At 37.8% G+C, this 16,471-nt stretch carries 11 protein-coding genes, 1 tRNA gene and 2 pseudogenes; 7 read left to right on the top strand and 7 right to left on the bottom strand.

The window, feature by feature from the left end; all coding sequences use genetic code 11:
* Both ACIQ0M_RS13850 and ACIQ0M_RS13845 read left to right on the top strand, forming a co-directional pair.
* Positions 1 to 119 (top strand): annotated as a pseudogene (locus tag ACIQ0M_RS13850) (IS5 family transposase); the annotation flags it as partial.
* 23 nt (positions 120 to 142) lie between these two features.
* A pseudogene (locus tag ACIQ0M_RS13845) lies at positions 143 to 661 on the top strand (Two component regulator three Y domain protein); the annotation flags it as partial.
* A gap of 433 nt (positions 662 to 1,094) precedes the next feature.
* Here the strand turns inward: ACIQ0M_RS13845 and ACIQ0M_RS13840 are convergent.
* The 7 genes from ACIQ0M_RS13840 to ACIQ0M_RS13810 all read right to left on the bottom strand — a co-directional run bounded on the left by ACIQ0M_RS13840 (position 1,095) and on the right by ACIQ0M_RS13810 (position 10,683).
* Positions 1,095 to 2,759, bottom strand: coding sequence for a sodium/sugar symporter (locus tag ACIQ0M_RS13840; RefSeq protein WP_396153252.1), 1,665 nt, complete (start codon positions 2,757 to 2,759; stop codon positions 1,095 to 1,097).
* An 18-nt stretch (positions 2,760 to 2,777) separates the two neighbouring features.
* Positions 2,778 to 3,827 carry a UDP-glucose--hexose-1-phosphate uridylyltransferase gene (locus tag ACIQ0M_RS13835; protein WP_396153250.1) on the bottom strand — a complete coding sequence of 350 codons (1,050 nt, stop codon included), beginning with the start codon at positions 3,825 to 3,827 and terminating at the stop codon, positions 2,778 to 2,780.
* Positions 3,828 to 3,979: 152 nt separating this feature from the next.
* Positions 3,980 to 5,161: a galactokinase gene (gene galK, locus ACIQ0M_RS13830; protein WP_396153248.1), complete on the bottom strand. Its 1,182-nt coding sequence runs from the start codon at positions 5,159 to 5,161 to the stop codon at positions 3,980 to 3,982.
* A 1-nt stretch (position 5,162) separates the two neighbouring features.
* Positions 5,163 to 7,493: a glycoside hydrolase family 2 TIM barrel-domain containing protein gene (locus tag ACIQ0M_RS13825; protein ID WP_396153246.1), complete on the bottom strand. Its 2,331-nt coding sequence runs from the start codon at positions 7,491 to 7,493 to the stop codon at positions 5,163 to 5,165.
* Positions 7,494 to 7,525: 32 nt separating this feature from the next.
* Positions 7,526 to 8,530 carry an arabinogalactan endo-beta-1,4-galactanase gene (locus tag ACIQ0M_RS13820; protein WP_396153244.1) on the bottom strand — a complete coding sequence of 335 codons (1,005 nt, stop codon included), beginning with the start codon at positions 8,528 to 8,530 and terminating at the stop codon, positions 7,526 to 7,528.
* A complete protein-coding gene (locus tag ACIQ0M_RS13815; protein WP_396153243.1) occupies positions 8,530 to 9,615 on the bottom strand; it encodes an arabinogalactan endo-beta-1,4-galactanase in 1,086 nt (361 codons plus the stop codon). Before ACIQ0M_RS13815 ends, ACIQ0M_RS13820 begins: the two co-directional genes overlap by 1 nt.
* A 12-nt stretch (positions 9,616 to 9,627) precedes the next feature.
* Positions 9,628 to 10,683: an aldose epimerase family protein gene (locus ACIQ0M_RS13810; protein WP_396153241.1), complete on the bottom strand. Its 1,056-nt coding sequence runs from the start codon at positions 10,681 to 10,683 to the stop codon at positions 9,628 to 9,630.
* Positions 10,684 to 10,786: 103 nt separating this feature from the next.
* Here ACIQ0M_RS13810 and ACIQ0M_RS13805 point away from each other — a divergent pair, with 103 nt between their 5' ends.
* The 5 genes from ACIQ0M_RS13805 to ACIQ0M_RS13785 all read left to right on the top strand — a co-directional run bounded on the left by ACIQ0M_RS13805 (position 10,787) and on the right by ACIQ0M_RS13785 (position 16,386).
* Positions 10,787 to 11,785 carry a substrate-binding domain-containing protein gene (locus tag ACIQ0M_RS13805; RefSeq protein ID WP_396153239.1) on the top strand — a complete coding sequence of 333 codons (999 nt, stop codon included), beginning with the start codon at positions 10,787 to 10,789 and terminating at the stop codon, positions 11,783 to 11,785.
* A 320-nt stretch (positions 11,786 to 12,105) separates the two neighbouring features.
* Positions 12,106 to 13,851 (top strand): sensor histidine kinase, encoded by a 1,746-nt coding sequence (locus ACIQ0M_RS13800; RefSeq protein WP_396153237.1) that lies wholly within the window; start codon positions 12,106 to 12,108, stop codon positions 13,849 to 13,851.
* Positions 13,852 to 13,875: 24 nt separating this feature from the next.
* Positions 13,876 to 14,520, top strand: coding sequence for a response regulator (locus ACIQ0M_RS13795; RefSeq protein WP_396153235.1), 645 nt, complete (start codon positions 13,876 to 13,878; stop codon positions 14,518 to 14,520).
* Between the two features lie 424 nt (positions 14,521 to 14,944).
* Positions 14,945 to 15,017, top strand: a tRNA-Met gene (locus ACIQ0M_RS13790).
* Positions 15,018 to 15,069: 52 nt separating this feature from the next.
* Positions 15,070 to 16,386 carry a tyrosine-type recombinase/integrase gene (locus ACIQ0M_RS13785; RefSeq protein WP_396153233.1) on the top strand — a complete coding sequence of 439 codons (1,317 nt, stop codon included), beginning with the start codon at positions 15,070 to 15,072 and terminating at the stop codon, positions 16,384 to 16,386.
* Positions 16,387 to 16,471: the final 85 nt, after the last annotated feature.

The following is a 16,471-nucleotide window of genomic DNA, read 5'->3' as shown; positions in this document are numbered from 1 at the left end:
TGGACAGTTTTAGGTCGTTACTCAATAGATTTGACACAACAATAGATAGCTGGTTAGGCTTTAATTATCTAGCTTTCATAATAATTGCACTAAAAAAATTTAATAAAATAAAAGTTTAAACGACTTCGATTTAAAGAATTTACAATCCCTAAATATTTCTTTCAATAAGTTAACCGGCTCTATACCAACTTCTATTGGAAAAGCCACTTCGTTGAAAGTAGTTGAATTGTATATGAATTCGTTAACCGGTTCATTACCACAAGAGATAGGTCAATTAACACAATTAGAAAATTTATCTCTTTTTAATAATTCCCTAGAAGGAGAATTGCCAAGTTCATTATATACTTTAAAAAACTTGAAAGTATTAATGTTAAACAGCAACAACTTTTCAGGTAAATTGAGCTATGAAATAGAGAATTTAAAAGCTCTTGAAAACTTGAGTTTATTTGAAAACAATTTTATTGGTCAAGTTCCTTTTGAAATTGAGAAATTAGACAATTTAAAAGAAATGAATATTTCATACAACAAGTTCAATGGATTGATTTCCTATGCTTTGGCTAAGAAAGATACTTTCCAAATGACCATGTTAAACGATAAGGGAGTTGCGGTTCGTTTACCGTTACTTACTGACAATACTGGAGTAGTAGGTACTCCGGATTAATTTTCCAAAAAACAAATACCAACCCCACAAAAAAAACTTGCTGTCCCCAAATAGCAAGTTTTTTTATTGTGTTAATATGTCAATTAATTCTATTTGAAATAACGTTATTCATGCACTATTGATACTCTATCCCTACTTCGGATAGGGCTTTAGTCTATGGGTGAATCGTCCTTGAATACCGAATATGACGTTAAAAAAGAGAATATTTGGTATCTATTTTTCTTAGTTCTTTTTTTATTTCTAGGTATTTTTTAATTGTAAGGCTACATTTTTTGAAATAGTTTTTTTCATTTCTAATTAAAACAGCATATTTTTCGGCAGTATTTTTTCTGATGGTATATAGTACTTTTTTATAAGCCGTTATCTTTTCATATTCCTATTTGCCTTCATGTATAAATTTATTTTACATAGATAAAGCTAAATTAGTTCAATTTTACTTCCAGAAAAATGCATATAAAAATACCAACACAATCATTACTGCAAATGCACTAATGTTGAAGGTTGAACTGGTTTTAAATGTTTCTTTTTGCAACTCAAATCCTTTGCTGTCATCGGCTCCTTTGTGCTGAAACCAACTGATGAGTGCGATAATTGCCATAGTGAGCAATGTGGTATAACCCATTTGATCCAAGAAAGGTACACTAGGGAAAAAACCTTCTATTGAAGTTCCTGTTGCCCATCCTTTAGGGCCAATTTTGAAAAACATCGCAATAGGAATGGAAAGTAAGGCTCCCCAAATCGCTGCTTTGTTGGTCGCTTTTTTCCAAAACAGACCTAATACAAATATGGCTAAAATTCCGGGACTTACCACACCGGTGTACTCTTGAATGAATTGAAAGGCTTGCTTAATACCACCCAATAGTGGAGCAACAATTGCACCGATGGTTAAAGCTACAGTCGCTGTAATTCGGCCCACTTTTACCGTGTTTTTATCGTCAGAATTTTTGTTGATGTATTGTTTGTAAATATCCATCGTAAAAATAGTAGAAGTCGAGTTCAGCATGGAAGCTAACGACGACACAATTGCGGCCGTTAACGCTACAAAAGCTAATCCTTTTAATCCTGAGGGTAAAAATTGAATTAACCAGGGATAGGCTTTGTCAGCCGCCGCATCACTTGGGATATTGATTAAACCTTCTGCACCTAATCGAGCTAACATTTCCGGATCATTCACAATTACATACGCCGCAATTCCGGGGATTACTACGATAAACGGAATTAATAACTTTAGAAAAGCCGCCAATAAGATACCTTTTTGAGCTTCTTTTAATGATTTTGCTGCCAAAGCACGTTGAATAATGTATTGATTAAATCCCCAATAGTATAAATTCGCTATCCACATTCCGCCAATTAAAACGCCAATGCCGGGAAGATTAATGTATTCAGGATTCGATTCATCTAATATCATCGCAAATTTGGAAGGAGCTTTGTCGTAAATAATCCCTAAACCTTCCATCATTCCTTCACCATTTGAAACCGTATTTAAGGCCAAATAGGTTGTGGCTAAACCACCGAAAACCAAAAACACAACTTGTATGGCATCTGTCCATGCAATAGAAGCTAATCCACCGTAAAGCGAATAGGCCGCTGCGAATAATGATAACCCAATGATGGCCCACATCATGTCCACACCCATTACCGTATTCATGGCTAACGCTCCTAAATAGAGCACGGAAGTAATGTTTACAAACACATACAATGCCACCCAAAAAACCGCTAGAATGGTTTTTAAGTTGGTAGAGAATCGCTTTTCTACAAATTCAGGGATGGTGTAAATACCTTTTTCAATGAAAATAGGCAGAAAATATTTTCCTACGATGATGAGCGTGATTGCTGCCATCCATTCATAAGAAGAAATAGCTAACCCCACTGCAAAACCGGAACCCGACATACCAATGAATTGTTCGGCAGAAATATTGGCGGCTATCAGTGATGTACCAATGGCCCACCAAGGGAGAGATTTACTAGCTAAGAAATAATCTTCCGCATTTTTTTGGTGTCCTTTTTTATCACGAGACATCCATAGACCAACTCCTAAAATTAAAAGAGCATAGCCAATAAAAATAATATAATCTAAGGTATCAAAGCCTGTATTCATGTAAAAAAGGTTAGGTTATTATTTTAATTTATAATGCAAGGTAGGTAAATCACGCAAAATAGCAGCACTTTTTTCAGGAGAAATATCTCTTTGTGCTTCTCCGAGCATTTCGTAGCCTACCATGAATTTTTTTACTGTAGCACTCCGCAGTAAGGGTGGATAAAAATGCATGTGAAAATGCCACTCCGGATGAGCCAAACGATCTGTGGGTGCTTGATGGATGCCGGAAGAGTAGGGAAAAGAGGTTTCAAACAGATTGTCGTATTTCACTGTAATCGTTTTGATGCTATCCGCAAAAGCTAAGGTTTCTTCTTTGCTCATAGCGATGATGGTCCCAAAATGGCGTTTACTGATAATCATGGTTTCATACGGCCATGTGGCCCAAAACGGAACTACTACAGCAAAATGTTCATTTTCATATACTAGTCGTTCTTTGGATTTCAATTCTTCATCCAAATAAGCCTTTAGAAGACTTACTTTATGTTGTTCAAAATATTTTTGAAGGTTTTTTTGTGTTTTTTCCACCTGAGTCGGCAACGAAGATTGAGCCCAAATTTGTCCGTGTGGATGTGGATTGCTACAACCCATTACCGCTCCTTTGTTTTCAAAAATCTGAACGTAATTGATAAAATCATGATTGCCCAATTCAATATATTGTGCTGCCCACGTTTGAATGACTTTTTCAATATCACTTATTTCCATTTCCGGTAAAGTCAAATGATGTTTAGGTGAAAAACATACCACTTTATTGATTCCTCGTTCCGGTTTGAGTTTAAAAAGGGGAGAGGAAGTAAGATTATTTAACTCCACTTCTTCATTTAGTAAAGCCGAAAAGTCATTTTCAAACACATAACAATCCGTGTACTTGGGATTTTTTGTACCGTTTGAACGTTCGTTACCCGGGCACAAATAACAGGTAGGGTCATATTCGGGAAGCGATTCGTTGGAATTACTTTCTTTTTGCCCTTGCCACGGCCGTTTGGTGCGATGGGGTGAAACCAAAATCCATTCGTCTAACAATGGATTATATCTTCGGTGTGGATGTTCGTTACTATTGAATTGTTGCATATTTTTTCTTGTAAAGAAGCAAATTAATTTTTTTTCGATAGTTGGTAAACCTGAAAGGTTTCAAAAACCTGTCAGGTTTAAACAGGATAATTATTATTAAATCTATCAGGTTTAATTTTCTGATTTGAAAATTTATCCTAACTCGTTTTGCCTTAATTTTTTATTTTCTTTTTCACTTTTGAAGTGCCTTTGGCAATTTTTACTTTATATCGATTCAATTGAATTCCAAATTGCTCGAAATAAGCTTGCGAAATTTTTTCAAATAATGCTTCTTCACTTCCTTTTTCCACCAAGTTAATTGAGCAACCGCCAAAACCGCCTCCCATCATGCGTGAACCTATTACTTGTTTTTCGTTTTTGACAAAATCCACTAAAAAATCGACTTCTTCACAACTTACGGCATATTCTTTTGACAAGCCTTCGTGGGTTTCAAACATTAACTTGCCAAGAGCTTCAAAATTATTTCGGTCCAGAGCATAAACTGCTTCATTCACTCTTCGGATTTCATTCACCACAAAATGACAGCGTTTGAATAAGGTTTCACCTAGTTCTTCTTGTAGTTCAATCAATTGTTCTTCAATACAATCTCTAAATGTTTTGACACTGGGAAATCGACGCTGTATTATCGCTAATCCTGCTTCAACTTCTTCTCTTCGGGTGTTGTAGCCGGATGTCAAGTGTGTGTGTTTTACATTACTGTCGATTAAAAGCAAAGAGTAGTTTTTAAAATCAGCAGCATGATACTCGTGTTCTAACGTGGTGCAATCCAATTTGATGACTTTGTTTTTTTTACCGAACACGCTGGCAAATTGATCCATGATGCCGCATTTCACCCCTACAAAAGTGTGCTCTGCTTGTTGACCAATCAAGGCAATCTCTTCACGGGATAATCCCAAATGGAACAATTTATTCAATACATATCCAAATCCACATTCTAAAGCCGCCGAAGAGGAAAGCCCCGCTCCCATAGGAATGGTGCTGCTAAACACTATGTTAATTCCTTTTAAAGAAAAGTTACGTTCTTTAAGTTGATGTAAAACGCCTAACATATAGTTGACCCACATTTTATCTAGGGGTTGTATTTCGTCTCGCCAATTAAACTGATAGGTTTCATTTAAATCTTTGGCTACTAGCGTACATTCATCTGTTTCGGAAACGGAAACGGCAAAGCAAATGTATTTATTGATGGCAGCCGGTAATACAAATCCATCGTTGTAATCCAAATGTTCACCAATGATATTGATTCTCCCCGGAGAAAGGAAAACAGCTTCCGGTTTGTGTTGAAAAACGGATTTAAAATGTTCCGAAGTGGTGGCTATTAATTTTTTCTTCATTTTATTTTATTTCCAATGTGGCTTCTTTTAAGTTGGTTGATTTCGCTTTGATCTTAATTGGTTTTTTAATGTTTTTGGTGCGAACTAAAATTGTCGCAATACCCGCTTCTGCTGCAATCGGATTTTGGCCAATTAAGGTTGCATTTTCACCTTCTAGGGAAAATTCAACTAAAGGGGTTGCATCAGAAACAGTAGTTCCGTTTGCATCCACCACCGACGCATAGACAAAAACAACATCGGGATAATCCGGGTTTATTTTTACAGTTGATGCATCAAAATGCAAGTGAATGGAACTCGACTGTTCCGCTGATTTGACCCTATGTTCCGAAACTTTTTTACCTTTAATAAATCCTTCTGCCCGTAAATTGCCTTTTTGATAAGAAGGCATTGTAAATACAAAAGGGGGATGTGGCAATTGTTCAGAAAAGGCGTTTCGTAAAGGTTTTTGTTTTGCAATCAGTTCCTCATTTAGATACAAGGCCACTTCTTCACAATTGCTAAAGACCGTGACCTCTAAACTCGATTTTTCATTCCAATAATTGGCAATGTAAACCATCGGACCGGAAACTAGGTTTTCAGAAATTTTTACACTAGGCGAACGTTGACTTTGATAAAAATAATGAGCAAATTTGGGTATTCTGAAAATATCACTGATGCCCGAACTTTCAATATCATCGGCATAACCGCGGTTGTAATCAAACATTAACCAATTGGCTTGACCGATGGTGTGTTTTCCTTTTAAGTTGGAATTGAATGCTTCCTGATAATTGAACGCTTGTTGCAATAAACGTTTTTCACCAAAACCACGCAATTGTCTGCTCGTGCGTTCTTCTTCTTTTAAATTGGAATAAGCGGTTTGATTAAAACCGGCATTTTGAGCATAGTATTCCCAATCGCCATATTCGGCAATGAAAATTTTACGGTTACCTTTTTCGTAATTGTTCCAATAGTCGGGGGCTTTGCCATGCTGACGGGCAGGAATGTAAATATCATAATTTGGATTGTCTATCCAACCGGCGGTATAAATACGTGCATACGGCAATTCGGCTTTTAAAATCTGATTGGCTTTTTGCATGTAAGGTTCTTTGATGTCGCTTTCGTTTAGCGAAACTTCCCAAAAAATAATGCTTGGGTGATTTCGATCTCTTCTTGAAAAATCACGAATTTCTTGGTAGGAGTTTTCGATGAATTTTTCATCACCTACAAATTGCCAGCCCGAAATACAATTCATCACCAAAAGACCTATTTCGTCACAAGCGTTTAAAAAAGCCTCCGTTTGCGGATAATGCGATAAGCGAACAAAATCGAATCCGGCATTTTTTATTTTAACGGCATCGCGGTAATTGGCTTCGTCTGAAAGTGCATAACCGATGTATGGATACTCTTGATGGCGATTGGTTCCATTGATGAATACTTTTTCGTTATTCAAATAGAAACCATCTGCTTTTACTTCTGCTTTTCGGATACCGGTTTTGAGGGTTTGACTATCCAATAGGCTGTTTTCTGATAGAACTTTGACTTCCAAATCATACAAATTCGGTTGGTCAATTCCCCAAAGTTCTGGATTCAAAATTTCAATTGTTTCCAATATGTATGCATCTGCTTTCGAACCAATTAATACTTCTTTTGAAGTAAATGTGGTTGTATTGTTTTGGTTTGAAAATGTAATATCCAATTTGATATTTTTTGGGGTATCACTTTCATTTTTTACATGAACTTTTACTATTCCTCTTGCTTTTTCTTTCGAAATTTCATCAAAGTGAACTAAAATACCACCTCCATTGGTTTGATTCGCATGAACAGCATCTGTAATGTAAACAGTGTTGGTTTTTAGTAGATACACATTCCGATAAATACCACCATAATAATTGAAATCCAGTGTTTTTAAGGTTTTTCCGGGTGGGATTTGCGGATTGTCTTCGTTGTTGACTTTCACAATGATGGTGTTGTCCTTTTCTTTCACCCAATCCGTTGCCTCTACGGTGAATGGTAAGTAGCCGCCCTGGTGATGGGTGACCAATTTTCCATTGATCCAAACCCAAGCTTCATGCATGACACCTTCAAAATAGAGAAATACTTTTTCGTTTTCTACTCTTTCTACATCGAATTTCTTTTGGTACCAGCAATTGCCTTGCCATTGGTTGTTCACTACCAATGGTTCGATTTGTGCCGTGTGAGGAATGGTAATTTTTTCCCAATTCAACGAAGTCGAATCTTTGGTAAACGTCCAATCAGAACCAAAGTTGGTTTTGCTTCGGGTTAAAGGAACCAATTCTTTGCTACAAGAAAATAGGAAAAGAGTACTTAGCAAAAGAAACAGTATTTTTTTCATGTTTGGTTAGAATTTACTTGTAAACGAAAGACTTAATTTTTAAATGCATCTAAAGCAGGAGAAGGTTGCCCGTTCGGAAGCCAAGCACTCAAACTATAACCACTCCAACTTTTTTCACCTTGCGGTTCCCAATAAAGTACACCTAATCCTTTGTTATTGGGTACATTTTTCACCGCTTTGATTGTAGCTTCCAAAAGGGCTTTGGTGTTTTCTACTTTGTCATACTCGCCACCCACTTCTACAACCATTACTTCTTTATTGTAGCGTTTCACTAAGTCGTTGAGGTTAAATTCTAAATTGGCAATGGTTTCGGTGTAATCTTTTTTCACCCAAAACGGATAATACGACAACCCGATAACATCATAACGAACTTTTTGTGCAGTAGCATTGTCATAAAATGTCCTGAATTTTTCAATATTATCGCCTTCATCTACATGAACAATTACTTTAATGGAAGGATCAACCTTTTTTACGGCGTCATATCCTTTGTTTAATAAAATACCCAATTGTTTCCAATTGTTGGTGCTCCCTTCCGGCCAAAGCATTCCGCCCGGAATTTCATTGCCAATTTGCACCCATTCCGTTTTTACGTTGGCTTTTTGCAGAGCAGTCATCACGTCAAAGGTATGGTCGTAAAGGGCTTGTGCTAATAGATTGAATGGAAGGTCTTTCCAAGCTGCTGGTTTGTTTTGTTTGCCGGGATCAGCCCAAGAGTCACTATAATGAAAATCAATCATAATTCGGAAACCCATTTTTTGGGCTCTCAAAGCAAAAGCAACGGTTTCCTCTTTGCTGCAATGACCACTGCGAGGGTCATCGGACGGATTCACAAAAACCCGCAAACGAACGGTGTTCATCCCGCGGTCTTTTAGTAATTGTAGGGCGTCTTTTTTGGTACCGTCGGTATCATAAAATTGATAACCGGTGGCTTCCATTTGTGGTAACCAGGTTACATCGGCACCTTTGGCAAATTCTTGTGCCCAAGCGACAGTTGAAAACAACACTGCCAAAATCCCATTCATAACTAGCTTTCTCATTATTCGTCTTTCTTAAAAACTGTCATGACCGGTAAGGCTTTGTTGTCAAAATCCCACAAGGCTTGGTTTTCCCATGAAGAACCGTTGGGTGATTCGTTGCCTCGAAACGCTACCCATTCGCCACCCCAATAGCCGAATCCGATGCCGCTTTCGGTTTGTTGAATTAAGTTTTTAATCGTTACCATATAATTTTTTTGACCTTCTGGAGTTGCCGGATAAGCCGGGATGATTTGTTCTTGAAGTCCTACTACATTATTGGTCCAATCGTTCCAGCCTAACGTAAAAGGATAGGAAGTCTCGGCCACCATTACTTTTTTGTTGTGCGTTTGGCCTAATGAATTGATGGTTGAGGTGAGTTCCGATAGGTTTTTTCCATGCCAAATCGGGTAGTAGGAAAGGCCAATGTAATCATAAGGAATAGAAGTCATTTTGTTAAAAAACCAAGTAGCTCCGGCTCCAATTCCGGCATAGTGTAACATGATTTTTGTGCTTGGTGACTGCGTTCTAACTGTTGAACAGGCTACGTTGAGTAACTCTAGACATTGGTTTTCATTGTTGATTAAATGACCTTGTGGCCACATCAAGCCACTGTTGATTTCGTTACCGATTTGGATGATATCCGGTTGTATTTCAGTCATAATCGTTTCCGTATAATTGATTACCTCGTTTTTTAGGTTTGTAAACGATAGGTTTTCCCATTCGGTTGGTATGCTTTGTTGTCCCGGATCGGCCCAAGTGTCTGAATAATGTACGGTCAGCCATACTTTCATACCAGCTTGTTTGACCCGTTGGGCAAAGGTTTTGACTTGGTTGAAACTCGATTGACTGTCGATTGGGTTTTTCCAGAGACGAATCCGGATTGTATTGCAACCGGCATTTTTTAGCGTGGTTAACGCATTTTCAGTTTGGTTGTTGCTGTTGAAATAGGTTGTGTTTTCACTTTCAATCAAAGGCAAAAACGACATATCTGCTGCTCGGATGAAATTGTCATCCGGAATAATCGGTTCGTTTGCGGCAGTGTTGTTGTCATCCGTACAGCTTATCATCAGTAAAAGTGACGGCAGGAGTAGAAGCAATTTTTTCATAGTGTTTATCAATTAAATATTTTCAAAAGCAAAAATCGTTTGGTGGTAGTATTGTTCTCCTTTTCTCAACATTATGGTGGGAAAGTGAGCATGATTAGGCGAATCGGGATAGTGTTGTGTTTCAAAGCAAATCCCACTGAGCGGATGATAATCGGCGTTTTCTTTTCCTTTGAGTTGCCCGAAGCAATTGCCCCCCACATAGATGTGCACGGCAGGTTGATTCGTGTATACACTCATTTTCAATTGGTTTTTCTTGCTGTATAAAGAAGTTGCAATTCTGTTTTTTTCGTTTAAGGTAAAGGTATTGTCAATGGAAGGAGGACAATTTTTTTCCTCCGTAAAATCAAAGGGGCAATTGGAGACTTTTAAAAACAATCCGGTAGGAATGTTTTCTGCATTGGTTTCCAACACTTTGGTGGAGTTCACAAAGAGTGTTTGGTTGCTGACGGAATGCTGATGGCCGTCTAAATTAAAATAACTGTGTTGGGTGAGGTTCACTACTGTGTCATCGGTGCTGAACGCATTGTATTCTACAATCACTTGGTTGGATTCGGTGAGCATATAGGTGACTTCCACCACCAACACACCCGGAAAATTTTCTTCCCCATTTTGACTCGCATATTCCAATGTAATGGATGGAAAATCACCTTGGGTGCGATTTTTCATTTTCCATATTTTTTGCCCGAAACCTTCTTTACCCCCATGCAGTTGGTGTTTACCATGGTTTTGGGTTAACTGTACTTTCTTTTCATTCAACAAAAAAGCACCTTTGTTGATTCTCCCTGCCACGCGACCCACTACGCAACCCAAATAGGGAGCACTGGGTAAATCATAGGAATTGATATAGTCTTGTAACGTATCAAAGCCCAACACCACATCTATTTTTGAATTGGAAGCCGTTGGAATTTTTATTGAAGTGATGGTTGCACCGTATTCCATCACCTCCAATTCCATTCCATTTTTATTGGTGAGCGTATAGCTGAAAACTTCTCTTCCGTCGGCCGTTATTCCAAAGGATTTCGTTTTTTCGGGGTAGTCAACTTGCGAAAAATGTTTTTTTTCTATCATTTTTTTAGTGATATGCTAACAAAAGTAATAAAGATATTTTTTGTTCCATACCAGTACCTACCGGTTTTTGATTATCTTGCCACCAGTTTTTATTTTTGTGCTTATGAAATTGATAACACTTGATGCCCATTCCGGTATTCCTAAATACAAACAGTTGGTACAATCCGTAGAACTGGCGATTGCCGAACAGCGTTTGTTGAAAGGCGATCGACTTCCTTCCGTGAATAAAGTGTGTTTGGAGTTTTCACTTTCGAGGGATACTGTTTTGTTGGCTTATGATGAATTGAAGAAACGCGGTATTGTCTATTCCATATTAGGGAAAGGCTATTTTGTAAAAAGTGTTGAATTTAGTTTTGAGCAGCGTTATTTTGTGTTGTTTGACGAGTTGAATGCCTTTAAGGAAGATTTGTATTCCTCGTTTTTGGAAGCCATTGCCCATCGTGCTCAAGTGGATATTTATTTTCATCATTTTAATTTGGCGATGTTTCGCAAGTTGATTAATGAAAGTAATGGCAATTATTCCAAGTATATTATCATGCCCACCAATTTGCAAGGAGCGGCGAGCATTATCAAAACGTTGCCCTCAAACGATGTTTATATTTTAGACCAAACTAATGCCGAATTGAGTGCCTATCCCTCCGTGCATCAGCATTTTGTCAAGGATATGTATTCCTTGTTACTGGAAGGAAAATCCAAAATTGATCGATATGAACGGTTGATTTTAATTTTTCCCGGACAAAAAGAACCCCTCGGCATGGTAGAAGGATTTCAACAATTTTGTCTTGACTACCAGTACACGCATCTGGTGGTGCCGCATTTTGACACGCAATTGATGCAAAAAGGAACCGTTTTTGTTATTCCGAGTGACCGTCATTTGGTGGAAGTGATTGAGTATGCCCATACACAAGGGTTTCAACTTGGGAAAGATTACGGGATTATATCGTATAACGACACACCGTTAAAAAAAGTAGTTGAAAATGGCATCACGACGATTTCTACTGATTTTAAAATGATGGGGAAAACGTTGGCGGAGATGGTGCTTAGCAATCAAAAAAAACAAGTTGAAAATCCCTGTCAATTGATTGTGAGAAAATCGCTTTAAACAATTACAAAAATTGTTTTTTTACCATTTCCTTTTAGTGTAATCAATTCAAGGCCTTGTGTTTTTTATTGCTCGGAAAGTGGACTAAACGTGTAGAATTAATTCTACAGAACATTATTTTTTTGTTCTACAAACCTTTGTAGTTTTACTTTTAATTTTATTCACTAGTAAAATTAATCGCTCATTGTTTTTCCGTCGGGCTATTTTTAGCTGCTTTTTCCGTGTAATGTATTGTTATTCAGTTAATAGCAATTTTTTTAAAAAGTAGCGGATGGATAAAAGAAATGATTGACTGTTAAATTTTATAACTCAATTCAACCTTGAACACACACTTTTTTGAACATATGTCTTCCCGACTTTCGTCGTCTGCCCATCGAAAGACCATTCAACAGGTTTTGCTTGTATCGATTATTTTGTTGCAATTGATTGTCTTGTTGTTGTGGTACAATGAGTCGGTGAATGAAAAAAAATTAGCTCAATTAGCCGATGAAATTCGCCAAACTGATACTTCTCATATTGTGGTTGATGAGGCAAATACGGCTTTTCAGGAAGCCCAGACCCATTTGCAGGATTACCTTCAATTTCGAGAGATGACTTCGTTGGAAAACTATGTGCGTCAGTTGGATGAAATGAATTCACGGTTGGATTCGTTGCCGCTTGGAAAGGAGCAGCAGGAAAAATTAAAATCCACCGTGGCCCAGCAAAAAGGACTGCACCAAAAGGTTGAAGAACTCAAAAGCAGTATTGATTCGATTTTTCAACGGCAAATGATTGGTATCGCCGGTGGAGACGGACTTCCTTTGGCTTTACAAAAAATGAATTATAAAGACATTTTGAACAGCGTTGAGGTGGAGTCGCATATAGAAGCTGACAGTCTGGCGAGAAAGAGTTTATTTGCCCGTTTGATGGATGCTTTTTCCGGTCGGATTGAAATTAAAAAGGAGATTCTGAATCAAAAAGTAACCATGAAATATGGTAAAGTGGAGGAAAGCGGTACGCTCACGGACCAGTTGAAAAATGTATTTGAAAATTCAGACAAGCACTACCAACAGCAGTTTAAGGTTATTCAGGGCAAGTTTGAAACGTTGCGTCAGCAAGACCAACGGCTTATGGCGGTCAACAAAGCGTTGTCCGAGCAAAGTAGATCGATTTTGTCTGAGTTTAAAAATTATTTTACGACGGCCGGAAGTACAGTGAAAGCCGGTTACCAAGCCCAGCAACAAACCAACCAAAACATTCGGTTTTTTTCTATCTTGGGTATTGTATTGATTATGTTGGTTTTGTCATCGCTGTTGTATTTCTTTACCCGATTGGCTTTTGAAAATGAAGCTAAATTGCAAGCTGCCAACGAAACCATTCAGCAAAATCTTCGGTTTAAGAATAAAATTGTGGGAATGCTCAGCCATGAAATTCGCTCACCGTTGAGTTTGATTTCGATCTACAGCAAAAAAGTAAGTAAGCAAATTGAGGATTTGGACATCAAAGAGGTGTTTCAAACCATACAATTTACTACTAATTCATTGTTGGTGATGGTGAATCAGGTCTTGGATTTTTCCAAAAGCGAACATGTTCATTTGGTTTTGAACAAGCGAGTGGTTGATTTGCATGCGGAGTTGCAGCAGATTTTTACCAATTTGAGTACTTTGGTTGAGAACAGTGGCAATCGCTTGCATATTTCTTCCACGCTGCAGGCAGGGCATTGGGTGAATACGGATGCTACCAAAATCCATCAATTGTTTTATAATATCGTGGGAAATGCCAATAAGTTTACCACGAATGGTTTAATTTCGATTACGGTGGACAGCCACCTCATCAACAACCAACAGTATCATTTGAATGTAAGTGTAAAAGACAACGGACGCGGTATTTCGGAATCGGACTTGCAACTGATTATGGAAGGGTTTTACAAAGGCATGCCCTCCGACCAGTTGAATGATGTGGGTACTGGATTGGGATTGAATTTGTGTAAGGAGCTAGTGGCCTTGTTTGACGGTACCCTCAGCATCGACAGTAAACCCGCCCAAGGCACCACGGTTGTTTTTTCCCTTATAGTGGATTGTAAATAAGAAACAGGTAACGAAGCGAATAGGATGAATACAGAGAAAATACATTTTTTGGTTGCCGATGATCACACGGTGGTTCGACAAGGACTTGCGTTGATGATTAAAGAGTTGTATGTGAATGCCGTTGTTTATCAGGTGGAGAATTTTGCCAACATCATGGCGGTGCTTCAACAGCAGCCCATTGAGGTGTTGATTTTGGATATTAATTTCCCCGATGGCAACAGCATTACGATTTTACCTGAGGTAAAAAAAATCAACCCGGCGGTTAAAATCATGATTTTTTCCGCTTTTGATGAGTCGGTGCATGCGTTGCGTTTTTTTAATGCAGGAGCCAATGGTTTTTTAAACAAGTTGAGTGAGGAAGAGGAAATCAAGCAAGCCATTGCCACTTTGGTGGATGAGGGAAAATTCATCAGTCCGTTGACCAAGGAAAAGATATTGAATTCGTATTTATTAGGGAAGAAGGTAAATCCTATTGAGCACCTTTCGGCTCGTGAGATTGAGATTGCCCGTTTGTTGGTCAAGGGTTATGGCAATCTTGAAATATCCAATGCGTTAGACATCCAAAAAACGACGGTGAGTACCTATAAAAAGCGAATTTTTGAAAAGTTGCAAATCGATAATTTAGCGGCTTTGATTGAGACCTTTACTTTTTTCAATGAAAGGGCCTGATGTGCCGTTTTTAGTAGAATAAGTTCTACAGAAATTCCGATTTTGTTCTACACCGTGTTTCTTTTTTTCGTTTTACATTTGCTACAGTTAATCGGAACAATGATTTGCACAATCGCCCTGATTCTGCCTTGAAAAAATATATACATCCTTTTATTTGCGGTGTTGCGGCGAGGGGTTTTGCCCTGTCGGAAACCGTTAAGGAAAGGCAAAAGAATTGTAATGTTTTCTATAAGTGTTGCAAGTATTTAGTTGAATTTGGAATACACCCCCACGTTGGGGTGTTTTTCATTTTATAGGTTAGGGATGAAGGGTTAACGGCCAGTGGATTAGCTTGTTTTGTGGGGTTTTTGTTTTGAAAAGAATAAAAATATCAGCATTCTACTTGCTATTTATAATAAACGTTGTATATTTGCACTCGAAACATCGCGGGATAGAGCAGTAGGCAGCTCGTCGGGCTCATAACCCGAAGGTCACAGGTTCGAGTCCTGTTCCCGCTACTAGGTTAACTCCTTCAAATCAAACGGATTATGTACATAATCCGTTTTTTTTATGTCTTCTATTTTACTACTTTTACAAAACGTACACGAAAACGTACACGTTTTTAAAATGAAATTGAATTATTCTGAGCCTAAAATTTTTACCGGAGGAGTCGATATTTCAAAATGGAAAACCCTCTCCAAAGAAGAGCAAAAAGCTGCATTAGAAAAAGATTGGTACATTTATTATTCTTTTCGTCATCCCAAAACCGGAAAACTCACCCGCATGCCCAATATCAAAGGTGGCATCAATCGAATCAAAAGCAAAACGCAACGGATGAAGTTTCTTATTCATTATCAACGTGCTCTATCATTGTATTTAGAACAAGGTTACAACCCTTTTAATGCCGAGACTGATCAACCCTCAGAATTTATTGTACAACAACAAGCTGAGCCTACTATTGCTACGATTACCCAAAAAATCGAAATTCCTGAACCTGAAATTAAGCAACCGGAAAAGGAGGTAGTTTTACACCCTATCAAAGAATCTTTGGCTTTAGTATTAAAAATTAAAGAAAGTGTCTTAAGTAAAACGTCACTACCCAATTTTAAAAGCAATGTCAAAAAATTTGAAAAATGGCTTTATGAAAATGGTTTTGAAGGTAAATCAATTCAGGAAGTAAGCAAAAAGACGGTAATTGACTATTTAAACAAAATCTTGGAAAAAACCAGTGCTCGAACCCGAAACAATGCCCGAATTGATTTGAGTTCTATTTTTCAGACGTTAGAAGACAATGAAGTTGTGAAAGAAAATTTTGTTCGAAAAATCAATGTGCTAAAATCCACTCCGGAACGGAACAAAAAGTATTCGAGTACGTTACAACAAGACATTTTTAATTACATGGAGGAGCATGACCCACACTTGCTCTTGTACGTGAAATTCTTGTGTTATTCTTTTTTACGACCTATTGAAATTGGACGACTGAAAGTTGGAGACATTGACGTGGTCAACAGAACCATCACTTTTAAAGCCAAAAATAGTCCGGTGAAAACCAAAATCATTCCTGAAATTCTTTTCAAGGAATTACCTGATTTGACTAAAATGGATAAAAAACTAGATTTATTTACACCCGATGGCATTGGTGGCATTTGGGAAACCGAAGAAACCAACAAACGGGATTATTTTTCCAAACGGTTCAAAAAAATTAAAAAGCATTTTGAATTAGATAGTAAATATGGTTTGTATAGTTTCCGTCACACCTTTATCACTAAACTTTACAACGAATTCATCAAGACCATGACGGAAAATGAAGCCAAAAGTAAACTTATGCTCATTAGTGGTCACAAGACTGCAAATTCCGGTCAAATTGACCACCCAATTCCGATTTAAAGTGACCACCTGATTTCGGTTGAAAGTGACCACCCAATTTCGGTTCAAATTGACCACCCCGATTTTTCACCTAAAATTACTTTTT

Source organism: Flavobacterium sp. (assembly GCF_044339515.1).
GTDB lineage: Bacteria > Bacteroidota > Bacteroidia > Flavobacteriales > Flavobacteriaceae > Flavobacterium.
The sequence above is the reverse complement of the archived record's forward strand: the minus strand, read 5'-3'. Positions and strand labels throughout refer to the sequence as shown.